10 protein-coding genes are annotated in these 12,947 nt (G+C 70.3%); 2 read left to right on the top strand and 8 right to left on the bottom strand.

Features of this window, described 5'->3' with window-relative positions:
* Positions 1-4 precede the first annotated feature (4 nt).
* The 4 genes from ligA to B3I25_RS04320 form a co-directional block, all read right to left on the bottom strand.
* Positions 5-2,290 carry an NAD-dependent DNA ligase LigA gene (ligA, locus tag B3I25_RS04335; protein ID WP_286737940.1) on the bottom strand — a complete coding sequence of 762 codons (2,286 nt, stop codon included), beginning with the start codon at positions 2,288-2,290 and terminating at the stop codon, positions 5-7.
* 88 nt (positions 2,291-2,378) lie between these two features.
* Complete coding sequence (locus B3I25_RS04330) at positions 2,379-3,455, bottom strand: MaoC/PaaZ C-terminal domain-containing protein (RefSeq protein ID WP_286737939.1); 1,077 nt, start codon at positions 3,453-3,455, stop codon at positions 2,379-2,381.
* 4 nt (positions 3,456-3,459) lie between these two features.
* Positions 3,460-4,842, bottom strand: coding sequence for a 3-oxoacyl-ACP reductase (locus B3I25_RS04325; protein WP_064846913.1), 1,383 nt, complete (start codon positions 4,840-4,842; stop codon positions 3,460-3,462).
* Between the two features lie 50 nt (positions 4,843-4,892).
* Positions 4,893-6,302: an acetyl-CoA C-acetyltransferase gene (locus tag B3I25_RS04320; protein ID WP_064846912.1), complete on the bottom strand. Its 1,410-nt coding sequence runs from the start codon at positions 6,300-6,302 to the stop codon at positions 4,893-4,895.
* 72 nt (positions 6,303-6,374) lie between these two features.
* Here B3I25_RS04320 and B3I25_RS04315 point away from each other — a divergent pair, with 72 nt between their 5' ends.
* A complete protein-coding gene (locus tag B3I25_RS04315; protein ID WP_286737936.1) occupies positions 6,375-7,076 on the top strand; it encodes a TetR/AcrR family transcriptional regulator in 702 nt (233 codons plus the stop codon).
* Positions 7,076-9,190, top strand: a complete 2,115-nt coding sequence (locus tag B3I25_RS04310) for an acyl-CoA dehydrogenase (RefSeq protein WP_064846910.1) — start codon at positions 7,076-7,078, stop codon at positions 9,188-9,190. Before B3I25_RS04315 ends, B3I25_RS04310 begins: the two co-directional genes overlap by 1 nt.
* Before the next feature lie 135 nt (positions 9,191-9,325).
* On the opposite strand, the gene B3I25_RS04305 is transcribed toward B3I25_RS04310, so the two are convergent.
* Genes B3I25_RS04305 through B3I25_RS04290 form a run of 4 tightly spaced genes read right to left on the bottom strand, consistent with a single transcriptional unit; the run spans position 9,326 to position 12,927 of the window.
* Positions 9,326-10,243 (bottom strand): PP2C family protein-serine/threonine phosphatase, encoded by a 918-nt coding sequence (locus B3I25_RS04305; RefSeq protein ID WP_286737935.1) that lies wholly within the window; start codon positions 10,241-10,243, stop codon positions 9,326-9,328.
* Positions 10,240-11,400: an adenylate/guanylate cyclase domain-containing protein gene (locus tag B3I25_RS04300; RefSeq protein WP_286737934.1), complete on the bottom strand. Its 1,161-nt coding sequence runs from the start codon at positions 11,398-11,400 to the stop codon at positions 10,240-10,242. The genes B3I25_RS04305 and B3I25_RS04300 overlap by 4 nt, the downstream gene beginning before the upstream one ends.
* Positions 11,393-12,004 carry a hypothetical protein gene (locus B3I25_RS04295; protein WP_098053332.1) on the bottom strand — a complete coding sequence of 204 codons (612 nt, stop codon included), beginning with the start codon at positions 12,002-12,004 and terminating at the stop codon, positions 11,393-11,395. Before B3I25_RS04295 ends, B3I25_RS04300 begins: the two co-directional genes overlap by 8 nt.
* A complete protein-coding gene (locus B3I25_RS04290; protein ID WP_286737931.1) occupies positions 12,001-12,927 on the bottom strand; it encodes a biotin--[acetyl-CoA-carboxylase] ligase in 927 nt (308 codons plus the stop codon). The genes B3I25_RS04295 and B3I25_RS04290 overlap by 4 nt, the downstream gene beginning before the upstream one ends.
* Positions 12,928-12,947 lie beyond the last annotated feature (20 nt).

Here is a 12,947-nt window from a genome sequence, read left to right as displayed (position 1 = left end):
CGTCTCACTTCCCCGCGTTGTCGTGGGATGCAGCGGCGTCGTCGAACGCCGACGGGCCCTGCGCGAGCAAGCGCTCGAAACCGGCCTCGTCCAGCACGGGAACCCCGAGGGACTCCGCCTTGTCGAGCTTGGAACCCGCGTTCTCGCCGGCCACCAGGAACGCCGTCTTCCTGGACACCGACCCGGACGCCTTGCCGCCGCGTTTCAGGATGGCCTCCTTCGCGGAGTCCCGGCTGTAGGCCTCGAGTGATCCCGTGACCACCACGGTGACTCCCTCAAGTGTGCGGGGGGTGGACTCGTCCACCTCTTCCTCCATGCGCACACCCGCGGCGGCCCAGCGGTCCACGACCTCACACCGCCACGGCTCCTCGAAGAACTCGATGACGGCCTGCGCGATGATGGGGCCCACCCCGTCCGTGCCCGCGAGCGTGTCCAGGTCCGCCGAGCGGATCGCGTCCATGCTGCGCAGGGACGTGGCCAGCGAGCGCGCGGCCGTGGGACCCACGTGGCGGATGGACAGCGCCACGAGGACCCGCCACAGGTCGGTGTCCTTGGCCTGTTCCATCTGCTGGAACATGATCTCCGTGGTCTTGGAGGGCACGCTCGGCTTGTTCTTGGTGGGCTTGGTCCAGAAGTACGGGACGAGTTCGGGGGTGACCCGCTGGGTCTTCTCCCCCCTCTCCTTGTCCGTGACGGTGCGCCGGGAGTCCCGCCACACCTTCACCTCCTTGAGGTCCTCCGGCGTGAGATCGAACAACCCGGCCTCGTTGCGCAGCGGGGGCACGGAGAACTCGGTGCCGTCCGGTGCGTCCTGGGGAACGGGTTGGGTCAGGGCCTTGGCCGCTTCCTCCCCCAGGGCCTCGATGTCGAAGGCCCCGCGACCCGCCGCGTGGTTGACGCGCTCCTTGAGCTGGGACGGGCACGTCTCCGCATTGGGGCAGCGGATGTCCACGTCCCCCTCCTTGGCGGGACGCAGGGGCGTGCCGCACGACGGGCACTCGGTGGGCATCACGAATTCCCGCTCCGTGCCGTCCCGCAGTGCGACGACGGGCCCCACGATTTCCGGGATGACGTCACCGGCCTTGCGCAGCACCACGGTGTCCCCGATGAGCACGCCCTTGGCCTTGACCACGTCCTGGTTGTGCAGGGTGGCCATCTCCACGGTGGAACCCGCCACGCGCACCGGGTCCATGAGCCCGAAGGGCGTGACGCGACCGGTGCGGCCCACGTTGACCAGGATGTCCACGAGTTTCGTGTTGACCTCCTCCGGCGGGTACTTGTACGCCACGGCCCACCGGGGCACGCGGGACGTGTAGCCGAGCCGGAACTGCGTGCGGCGGTCGTCCACCTTGATCACGATGCCGTCGATCTCGTGCAGCAGGCTGTGCCGCTTCTCGCCGTACTCCGCGATGAACTCGAGCACCTCGTCCACCGATTCCAGCACCCGGGAGTAGGGGCTCACGGGCAGTCCCCAGTCCCGCAGGATGTCGTACGCCTGGGACTGCGTCTCCAGCTCGAAACCGCGGGAGAACCCGATGCCGTGCACGAACATGGACAGCGGCCGCCGCGCGGTGATCTGCGGGTCCTTCTGACGCAGCGAACCCGCCGCGGCGTTACGGGGGTTCGCGAACGGCGCACGGCCTTCTTCCACGATGGCCTCGTTGAGGGCGCGGAAATCCTTGGAGGAGATGAACACCTCGCCGCGGATCTCGACCTCTTCGGGGAAGTCCTCACCGGTCAGTCGCTGCGGGATGGTCTTGATGGTGGCCACGTTGTGGGTGATGTCCTCACCCGTGGTGCCGTCCCCGCGCGTGGCGGCCCGGACAAGCACACCGTTGCGGTACAGCAGGTTCACGGCCAGGCCGTCGATCTTGACCTCGCTCAGCCACGCCACGGTGGGCGCACCCGGCAACTGCTCGACCTGCTGCTGGGCGCGGGTCAACCACGCGACGAGCTCGTCCGTGGAGAAGACGTCCTCGAGCGAGTACATCTTCTCGAGGTGCTTCACGGGGCTGAACGCCGCGGAAACGTCACCGCCCACCTCCTGCGTGGGGGAATCGTTCGCCTTGAGTTCGGGATGCAGGGCCTCGAACTCCTCGAGGGAGCGGTACAACCGGTCGTACTCGGCGTCCGATATGACGGGTTGGTCGTGGACGTAGTACGCCGTGCGTGCTTCGCGGACGCGGTCCGCGAGATCGGCGTACTCCTCCCGCAGTGCCTCGCTGGGCTCGTCCGGATTGAGGCTCTGGCCCGTGGCGTCCGTGGCCCGCCGCGCGTTGTCTGTGCTCACGCCCCCATTGTGTCCCACCCCACCGACAGACACGAACACCCCCGGAACCTCGGTCCCGGGGGTGTTCGTCAGGCGGATCAGCGAGCGGTCACAGGGCCGTGACCGTGACCTCCGCGTGTGGGCGTTGCCGCTTGGGGTCCCACACGAGGACGCGGGAACCGCGCCAGTGGGCGCCCCGACCGTCGTCGTCCACCGAGACAGCCACCGTAGTCGGCAGCTGCACCGGGACGGCGAAGTCCACGGACCACGCGAAGGGGACCTCCGCGGGCACGCCGGTCAGCGCCAGTGCGCGCGAGGCCGTGTACATCCCGTGCGCGATCGCCCCCTTCATCCCGAGCGCCTTGGCGGACGGGTCGGAGAGGTGGATGGGGTTGTAGTCGCCGCTGACCGCCGCGTAGTCCCGCCCGGTCCCGGCGCCCAGGACCCACTGCGCGGTCTGCTGCGGCGGATCGAACGGTGCGCGCTCGTGGGAGGACTCCTCGGGAACGCGCGCGCCGTCGTCCGCGATCGCGGTGTGCACGCCCTTGGCCAGGTACGTGGAGCGCCCGGCCCAGACCACGGACCCGCCCTCGCGGGACAGTGTCACGACGGCGTCCACCGTGGTCCCGGACCGGTGGGTGCCCAAATTCTCGGTCCACGCCGTGGCGGTGAGCCGCTCCCCCACGGCCACGTCCGTGACGTGGCGGATGGTGTTGCTCAGGTGCACCATGCCCAGCACGGGCAGGGGGAAGTCCTTGCGCGTGAGCACCGACATGGCCACGGGGAACGCGAGCGCGTGCAGCGCACCCGAGAACACCGTGGTGTGCTGCGACCCCGGGGCCACGGGATGCGTGCTTGCGTGCACCACGCGGCAGAACTTCTCGTGCCACTCGGGTTCCGCGCTAACGTCCTCCACGACGTGGGCCACGCGCGGCACCTGCAGGGCAGCCCCCACGCGTTCCTTGCGGGACTTACGCAGCGCGCCGGGCAGCACGCGCCCCACGGGCGAGTCGCGCAGAGCCGGGAGCACCTTGTGCGTGGCCGCAGCGGCGGCGTCGGAAGCCGCCGATGACGCCGCGCGCGCCCCCGCGGACGCGTACAGCGCGGGCAGCTTCACCGAACCCGCCGGCTGGACGAGTTCGTAGTCGGAGGGAACGGTGGGCAGGACCGGGTCGGGAGTGCTCATACGATCATGCTCCCACGAGGCTCTGGCCGCACACGCGCAACGTCTGACCGTTGATCCCACCGGCGGCGTCCGAGAGCAGGAACGTGATGGCCTGTGCTACGTCCTCCGGCGTACCGCCCTGCTGCAGGGAGTTCAATCGGCGGGAGATCTGGCGGCGGGCCGCCGGGATCTTGGCCGTCATGTCCGACTCGATGAACCCGGGGGCCACGGCGTTGATGGTCCCGCCCTTCTCCGCGATCAGCGGTGCCGTGGCGGCCACCGCACCGATCACCCCGGCCTTGGAGGCGGCGTAGTTGGTCTGACCGCGGTTGCCCGCCACGCCGCTCGTGGACGCGAGGCACACGATGCGCGGCGCCGGGCCCAGCTGATCGGAGGCGAGCAGGGTCTCGGTGATCCGCAACTGCGATTCGATGTTGACCGCGATCACGGAATCCCACTTGGCCTGGTCCATGTTGGCGAGCATCTTGTCCCGCGTGATGCCCGCGTTGTGCACCACGAGGTCCAGCCGGCCGTACCGGGACACCGCGAGGTCCAGGATCTTCTGTCCGGCCTGCGGGTCCGTGACGTCCAGCTGCAACGCGGGCACGCGCAGTTCGTTGGCGAGCTTGCTCAGCGCGTCACCGGCGGCGGGCACGTCCACGGGGATGACCGTGGCACCCGAGGCCGCGAGCGTACGCGTGACCTGCGCGCCGATCCCGCGTGCGGCACCCGTGACCACTGCGACCTTGCCCGCGACGGGGTGCACCCAGTCCACGTCCGCGTCCCCGCGGTCGTCACCCACAGTCAGGAACTGCCCGTCCACGTACGCGCTGCGGCCCGAGAGGAAGAAGCGCAGGGCGCCCGTGACACCGGGAGCGTCCGCAGCGACGCCGTCCGCGAGCAGGATGCCGTTGGCGGTCACGCCGCCGCGCATCTCCTGGGCGATCGAGCGCAGCATGCCCACGACACCCTGGCGCGCCGCGGCCTGCGACGGGGTCAACTGCCGCGCGCCGGGCAGCGTGCCCGACGCCGCTCCGGTCCCGATCCCGGGCGCCGGTCGCGACAGCGTGATGACCCGCCCGCCCGGGCGCAGCTTGCGCACGGCCGAGGCCAGCTCGAGGGCGGCGTCCGCGAGATCGGCGGGGCTGTCGACCTCCGTGTAGTCGATCACCACCGCACCCACCCGGTCCACGTCCTGAGCGTGCCGGCGCACGTCCAGGTCCCAGCCGAGCAGGGCCGACGACGCGGCGTCGCCCGCCGCACCCCGGCCGAGCACCAGCACGGAGCCGCTCGGGAAGTCCCCGTCCGCGGTGAACCGGCGCAGCGTGACCGGGCGCGGGAGGCCCAGTTTGCCGGCGAGCTGCTTGCCCAGCCCCGAATTGACCATGTCCAGATATGTGTCCGTCACTTGTGTCCTCTCCCAGAAATCGTGGTGTCTCGCCGTGGCCGTGAACTCGCTTAGACCGAGCGCAGCAGCATGGCCACACCCTGACCACCGGCGGCGCACACCGAGATCAGCGCAGTCTGCGGCTTCCCCGTCTCCTTGGCACGTGCGGCCAGTTCCTTGGCGGTGGAGGCAACGATGCGACCACCCGTGGCGGCGAAGGGGTGCCCAGTGGCGAGTGAGGACCCGTTGACGTTGAGCTTGGCGCGGTCCACCGAACCCAGGGGCGCGTCCAGGCCCAGGCGGTCCTTGCAGAACTCCGGGGACTCCCATGCGGCGAGGATCGACAGCACGGTGGAGGCGAACGCCTCGTGGATCTCCACGAGGTCCAGCTCCTGCAGCGTGAGGCCGTGGCGGGCCAGCAGACGCGGCACGGCGTAGGCCGGGGCCATGAGCAGGCCCTCGTTGCCGGTCACGAAGTCCACCGCGGCGGCCTCGCTGTCCACGACCTCGGCGAGTGGGGTCAGGTGGTGCTCACCGGCCCACTCCTCGGACGAGATGAGCACCGTGGAGGCACCGTCCGTGAGCGGCGTGGAGTTGCCGGCCGTCATGGTGGCCTCACCGGAGAGCTTCTTGCCGAACACCGGGTTCAGCCCGCCCAGCTTCTCCACGGTGGAGTCCGGGCGCATGTTGTTGTCCTTGGTCAGACCCTTGAACGGGGTCACGAGGTCGTCGAAGAAGCCCCGCTCGTACGCGGCGGCCAGGTGCTGGTGGGAGGCCGCGGCCAGCTCGTCCTGGGCCTCGCGTGTGATGCCCCACTTCTGGGTGGTCAGCGCCTGGTGCTCACCCATGCTCAGGCCCGTGCGCGGCTCACCGGACGAGGGCACCGACGGCGCGAGGTCGCCCGGGCGCAGGTCCTTGAACGCCTTGAGCTTCTGAGCGGTGGTCTTGGCGCGCTGCAGCTTGAGCAGCGCGCGGCGCAGCCCCTCGCTCACGGCGATGGGAGCGTCCGAGGACGAGTCCACACCACCGGCGATCCCGGCCCGGATCTGGCCCAGCCGGATCTTGTTGGCGATCGAGCTCACGGTCTCCATGCCCGTGGCGCACGCCATCTGGACGTCGTAGGCCGGGGTCGCGGGGTCCAGCGCGGAGCCCAGCACGGACTCGCGCGTGAGGTTGAAGTCCCGGGAGTGCTTGATCACGGCACCAGCCGCCACGGCGCCCAGGCGTTCGCCCGCGATCCCGGTCCGGGCCACGAGCCCGTCGATCGCGGCGGTCAGCATGTCCTGGTTGGACGCGTTCGCGTACGGCCCGCCCGCGCGGGAGAAGGGGATGCGGTTGCCCGCCACGACGACGGCGCGGGCTCCCGTCGCTCCGCCCTGCGGCGCGGAGGAGGCGGCCGGGGCCGCAACTCGCTTGGCGGGTTCGGAACCGGTTCCGGTGGCCGGGGTGGACGGTGCCGTGTTCTGCGTGTTCTCGCTCATGCGTAGTTCCTTTCGGGGAATTTATGCGATCTGGATCACTCGGGATCCAGAATAGCTGATACTCTCGGTATCGTGAAACAGGTCACGCACCCCGTGGACGGCAGGAGCTCGCGTTGGCAGCGGCACCGCGCCGTGCGGCGGATCGAACTGATCACGGCCGCGCGCGACGCCGTGGCCGCGAACGGTGCTGCGCTGTCCATGGAGGAGATCGCCACGGCGTGCGGGACCTCCAAGTCCGTCTTCTACCGCTACTTCAAGGACAAGGCCGGTGTGCAGGCCGCGGTGGGTGAGTACTTCGTGACCCGGATGCGTCGACGCATGGTGGCCGTGGCCAGCGAAGCGGACACGTTCGCCGCCATGATCCACGCCCTCGTCTCCGAGTACCTCAAGTCCGTGGCGGCCTCCGGTGAGGTCTACCGCTTCGTGGTGACCGCACCCACGGAACGGGGTTCCACGATCGAACGCTTCGTGGATTCCGTAAGGGACCTGCTCATGGAGCAGCACATGCGCCACCACGGCAGCCGGGCCACGCCCGAGGGGGTCCTGAAGTGCTGGGCCGCTTCCACCGTGGGCATGGTCCGCGGCGCGGGTGAGGCCTGGCTCGAACTCGGCGGCGATACCGCGAAACCGGATCGCCACACCATGAGCCGGATCATCACCACGTGGGCCGTGGAGGGCCTGCGCCCCGTGACCGGCAGTGAATCCGCACCACCAACTTCCCCCATCAGGACGACGGGTAAACCACCCGTCCCAGAGAACCGTCAGGAGTCATGATGTCCATTACCTCGGTCAGCGGAACAGTTCCCAATACCGACCGCATCGAAGACCTGCCCGAGGACGGTGCCACCACCCCGTCCGGGATCGACACCGCCGAGCTCGGCGCCATCCTGCTGGGCCGCTGGCCCGAAGCACGCAAGGCGGCACGCGAGCGAGCGAAGGATCCCCGCTTCCAGTCCCAGTACGACCAGTCCTTCGCGGACCAGCGCAACGTCACGTTCGAGCAGCTCAAGCTGCTCGCGGATGCCGGGCCCCAGTACCTGGGCATGCCCGAGAGCGTGGGCGGGGCCATGAGCCCCGGCGCCAACCTCTCCGCGTTCGAGGAGCTCGTGCTCGCGGACCCGTCCCTGCAGATCAAGTCCGGTGTGCAGTGGGGCCTGTTCGGCTCCGCCGTGCTGAACCTGGGCACCGAGGAGCACCACAAGAAGTGGCTGCCCTCCATCCTGGACCTCAGCATGCCCGGTGCGTTCGCCATGACGGAGATCGGCCACGGTTCTGACGTTGCCTCGATCGGCACCACCGCCACGTACATCCCGGAGACGGACGAGTTCGAGATCCACACGCCGTTCAAGGCCGCGTGGAAGGACTACCTCGGCAACGCCGCGGTGCACGGCCGCGCGGCCACCGTGTTCGCGCAGCTCATCGTCAACGGTACCAACCACGGTGTGCACTGCCTCTACGTGCCCCTGCGGGACGAGAACGGCGAGTTCCTGCCGGGCGTGGGCGGCGAGGACGACGGCCGCAAGGGTGGGCTCAACGGCATCGACAACGGCCGACTGCACTTCGACCACGTGCGCGTGCCCCGCACCAACCTGCTCAACAAGTACGGGGACGTGGACGAGAACGGCGTCTACTCCTCCCCCATCCCGTCCCCGGGCCGGCGCTTCTTCACCATGATCGGCACGCTGGTGCAGGGCCGCGTGTCCCTCGACGGCGCCGCGACGATCGCGAACCAGGCCGCGCTGAGCATCGCGGTGCGCTACGCCGAGCAGCGTCGGCAGTTCACCACGGACTCGGACATCCAGGAGCAGACGCTGCTGGATTACCAGCGCCACCAGCGCCGGCTGATCCCCCGGATCGCCGAGACCTACGCGATGACCTTCGCGCACCAACAGCTGCTCGACAAGTTCCACGAGGTGTTCTCCGGCGAGGATGAGTCCGACGGCAACCGCCAGGAGCTCGAGACCCTGGCCGCGGCGTTCAAGCCGATGTCCACGTGGAGCGCCCTGGACACGCTGCAGGAGTGCCGCGAGGCGTGCGGTGGCGCGGGCTTCTTGGCCAAGAACCGGTTCGTGGAACTGCGCGCGGACCTGGACGTCTACGTCACGTTCGAGGGCGACAACACCGTGTTGCTGCAGCTCGTGGCCAAGCGCCTGCTCAACGATTACTCGGCGGAGTTCAAGAACGCGGACGTGGGCGTGATGGCCCGCTACGTGGCGGACCGCGCCACCGAGGCCGGCTTCAACCGCTCCGGGTTGCGCAAGCTGACCCAGGCGTTCTCGGACACCGGGGACTCCCGCAAGTCCGTCAACGCCCTGCGCGATCCCGCGGCCCAGCGCGCGCTGCTCACCGACCGGGTGCAGACCATGATCGGCGACATCGCGGACGAGCTGCGGGCCGTGTCCCGCAAGTCCCGCACCGAGCAGGCAAAGGCGTTCAACGACAACCAGAACCGGCTGCTCGAGGCTGCCCGCTCCCACGCCCAGCTGCTGCAGTGGGAGGCGTTCACCGCTGGTCTCGAGAAGATCGAGGACCCGGACACCAAGCGCGTGCTCACGTGGCTGCGGGACCTTTTCGGCCTGCACCTGATCGAGCAGGACCTCGCGTGGTACCTCTCCTACGGTCGGCTCTCGATGCGCCGCGGCCGCGCTCTGGAGTCCTACATCAACCGCCTCATTGAGCGCCTGCGCCCCTACTCCCTGGAGCTGGTGGACGCGTTCGGGCTCTCGCCCGAGCTGCTGCGCGCTGAGATCGGTGGCACGGTGGAGGCCGAGCGCCAGGAGGAGGCCGCGGACTACTACCGCCGGTTGCGCGCGAGCGGCAAGGCCCCCGTCAAGGAGCCCAAGCCCGCCAAGGACCCGGGCGCCCAGACGCGCGGCCACCACGCCTGACCCGGCCGGCTCGCGCGGGGGTTCCGCGTCCGCGTGAGCCGCGCCCCGACCGTTTCATCGCGAACGAAACGCTCGGGTTGAGGCGCGCACGCAAGCGTGCCCAGGCACCGGCCGAGCGGTGCCCGGGACGTGAACTCAGCGGATCCTGGGGATGGACGTGGTGTTGGCGCGGGGGTCGTCCGCGCGCAGCACGTCCGCGACCACGAGCGTGACATTGTCTCGGCCACCAGTGCGCAGCGCGGCCTGGACCAGGACGTCTGCGGCCTCCTTGGGGTGCGGGACCGAGTGCAGGACGCGGGCGATGTGCGCGGGCGAGAGTTCCCCCGTGAGACCGTCGGAGCACATGAGCAACCGCTGCCCCGGCACCGCGGGCACCACGATCACGTCCGGTTCCCAGATCTGACCCGTGCCAAGGGCGCGCGTGATGACGTTGCGCCGCGGGTGCACGAGCGCCTGGGCCGGGGTGAGCTGGCCGATCGAGACGAGGTACTGCACCTCGGAGTGGTCCACGGTCAGCTGGGTCACTCCCACGGGTCCGGTCTCGGTCGTGGGCGGCTCCCCCACGGGCGGGCCCACGAGCTGGTAGGTGCGCGAATCCCCCACGTTGAAGACGAGCCACAGCCAGCTACCGGCGATCTCCACGAGCCACGCACCCGTGACCGTGGTCCCGGCGCGCGTGCCGCACTGGGCCTGGATGGCCTGGTCCGCTTCCCACAGCACCGAGCGCACCCGATGCACGGCCTCCAGTGCCTCGTTGGGCACGTCCGGGTCGAGCTTGAGCTGGCGGTCGATCGTCGCGCGGAACCGGGCGACGTCCGATCCGGGTGCTGGCTCCACGATCACGTAGTCGCGGAAGTCGTCGAGCGAGAACAGGTCCGAGCCACCCAGCGTGGACACGCACAGCGCGCTGGCCACCTCACCGGCCTCGTGACCGCCCATCCCGTCCGCGACGGCACACATGGTGTCCGTGACGATCAGTGCGTCCTCGTTCGTCTCACGACGCAGTCCCCGATCGGTGACACCGCCCGATCGGATGGTCAGGGGAACGGTCATTCGACCTCGTCTTCCAGAAAGGGCCCGTGGCCCTGGGTGATCGACACGGGGCGCACGTCCCCGAAGCCGCGCACGTTGCGGGTGGGTTGCGGGGTCAGCACGAACCGGTCGTCGCCGCCGAGCACACGGGCGGTGGAGGCGTCCACCATGACACCCCCGGGTTCCGTGAGGGCCACGAGCCGGGACGCGAGGTTCACGGTGGGCCCGTAGAGATCACCGAGTCGCGGTAGCACGCGCCCCCACACGAACGCGACGCGGGCCTGCGGCAACAGGGGATCGTTCTTGATCACGCGGGCGAGGGCGAGCGAGATCTGCGCCCCGCCCTCGGGGGTCTCGGACAGGAACATCACTTCGTCGCCGATGGTCTTGATCACGCGGCCACCGCCGATCGAGATCACCTCCGCGCACCGCTTCTCGAAGCGCTGCACGAGGTTGGCCAGGGTGCGCTCGTTCATCTGCCGGGACAGGGACGTATAGGAGACGAGGTCCGCGAACCCCACGCCGCGCGCGAGCGGCAGGGACGAGGAGCCCACGTCCGGGCCCGCCATCCCGAGGCTCACCGTGGACCCGTCCGCGCGTTCACCGCGCATGGCCAGTCGTTGCACGGCTGCGGAGAGCTGACGGCGCCACGCGTAGTCGAGCAGATTCTCGAGCGGTTCGAGAACCTCCGGGAGCATGCGCAGCAGTTCGCGCCGTGCCTGGGCGTCCGTCATGTCCCGGTGGGCCACCATGTCCTCGACGAGCGCCTCGATCTGCCACACGACCATGCGGTCGGTCAGTTGCGCCACGGAGCGGGCCAGGGACAGCGCGGCCTCCTCGCTGAGCTTCTCCTCCTGCACGAGGTTGGAGACCACCCGCAGGGCCCGGACGTCCTCGCCCGTGAAGTAGACGTCGTCGTCGCTGAGGTTCGGGAAGCCCAGGGCACGCCAGATCTTCCGGGCGGACGCCGTGGACAGCCCCGCTTCGCGCGCGGCCTCCCGGCGCCGCAGGTGACGCTGCGAACCCAACAACAGGGAGTCGAGGTGGCGCGCCGCCGCCTTGGACTCCTCCGACCCGTACAGGTTGGACTGCACGGGATTGTGCACGTTCAGGTTGAGCTGTTCGGTCTGCGGCCCGGTGACGTATCCGTCCGTGTGCTCCGAGGGGTCGTCAGCCACGCGGTCCTCCTTGCTGGGCGATATGGGTTCCGGGATACCCCGGTCCGGCCGTGTTGCCTCCACCACTGTAGTTGCCCCCGTCCGCCGCGGACTCGCGGACCAACGCGGCGAAGCGGGCCGGTTGCGGGCAGCTGGCGAGTTTGAGCCCGCCCAGGCCCCCGAAATCCGCGAGCACGGTGCCGCGGTCCAGGCCCTCGCGGGCCTCGCCGGGCCGGGTGGCCCCGCGCGTGACGCGCACCGAGCGCAGTTCGTTCAGGGGCAGGAACACCGCGCCGTTCCGTGCCGGGGGCCCCACGAGGGCAAGCCGCGCGGTGGTCAGCACGAAGCGCGTGCGCAGCCAGCGCCACGCGGGCGAGAGCACGAACCGCCACGCGAGCAGCAATGCCGCGATGAGCAGCAGCCACCCCACGAACGCGTGCAGCGTGGTCCATGGGGTGGCTGTGGGCCGCCACGTGAGGTCCAGGACGCGGCGCAGGGCCGAATAACCGAACACGATCGCCCACGCGGCGAGCGCCGGGGCCACGAGTTTCAAGGGGTGGGCGCGGGTGGCCACGACCGTGTCCTCACCCGGTGCCAGGTCCAGGGCGCGGCGCGAGCGTGTCATCGGGGCCTCTCGTTCTCGTGTCCGGCGTCCTCCGGGGTGCGGGGACCGGGTCGCACGTGGACGACGTCGCCCGCGCCGTACTCGTGCTCGCGGCCGTCGTCGTCGCGCACGCGCAGCTGACCGGACGCTCCCAGCCCCACGGCGGTGGCGGGCAATGGTGCGTTGCGCCCGGGCAGGTGCACGAGCACGCGGCGTCCCAGGGTGTCGAGAGCGGATTCGAGCTCCCGTCGCAGTTCCCCACCCGGCCCGAGTTGCGCGGCGGGGTCCACGCTCGCGCGGTCGAGGGCGCGGGAGAAGTGGGCGAGCACCCCGGTGAGCACCGCGCTGCGCGTGGGGACAGCGGCGTCGTTCCCGGTCTCGAGGCGCAGGGACGTGGCGCCGGGGACCGGGAGGTGGCACTGCTGGACGTTGATGCCCGCGCCGAGCACCACGGTGGGTCCTTGGTGTGCGGCACCGGGGGGCGAGGGTACGAGGGACGCGAGGATGCCGCAGACCTTGCGTTCGCGGATCAGGACGTCGTTGGGCCACTTCACCGCCGCGGGGACGCCGGTCAGCTCGCGCACGGTGGCCGTGACACTGTGCGCGAGCATTAGCGTGAGCCACGGCAGGAGGTCCTGCGGCCACGCGCGGCCCGAGCGGTCCCGCGGCGTGAGGGCCACCGAGAACGTCACGGCGGTGCCCGCGGGGGTGAACCAGCTGCGGTCCAGGCGCCCCTTGCCGCGGCTCTGGAATCCCGCGACGACCGCTCGCAGCGGTGCCCCGGCGGCATCGTGCGCCGCGTCCCGCGAGAGCTGTTCGACGAGCCACTCGTTGGTGGACGGGACGCTGTCCAGGATCGTGAGGCGGCACCCGTGGCCGCGCAGCGCCCCGTCCAGCTCCGCGGCGCGGTAATCCGCGGCGGGCCGGTCCTCGGTGGCTTCCATGGGTACTCCTCACATGACTG

The organism is Kocuria sp. UBA1838, from assembly GCF_002338785.1.
Classification (GTDB): domain Bacteria; phylum Actinomycetota; class Actinomycetes; order Actinomycetales; family Micrococcaceae; genus Kocuria; species Kocuria marina.
Note: the sequence above shows the minus strand (reverse complement) of the source record. Positions and strands in the feature narration are given on the sequence as shown.

Coding starts and splice junctions, on each gene's coding strand:
- B3I25_RS04330 (WP_286737939.1), bottom strand. CDS start 3,455: ATGAGCACTCCCGACCCGGTCCTGCCCACCGTTCCCTCCGACTACGAA.
- B3I25_RS04320 (WP_064846912.1), bottom strand. CDS start 6,302: ATGAGCGAGAACACGCAGAACACGGCACCGTCCACCCCGGCCACCGGA.
- B3I25_RS04310 (WP_064846910.1), top strand. CDS start 7,076: ATGTCCATTACCTCGGTCAGCGGAACAGTTCCCAATACCGACCGCATC.
- B3I25_RS04305 (WP_286737935.1), bottom strand. CDS start 10,243: ATGACCGTTCCCCTGACCATCCGATCGGGCGGTGTCACCGATCGGGGA.
- B3I25_RS04295 (WP_098053332.1), bottom strand. CDS start 12,004: ATGACACGCTCGCGCCGCGCCCTGGACCTGGCACCGGGTGAGGACACG.
- B3I25_RS04290 (WP_286737931.1), bottom strand. CDS start 12,927: ATGGAAGCCACCGAGGACCGGCCCGCCGCGGATTACCGCGCCGCGGAG.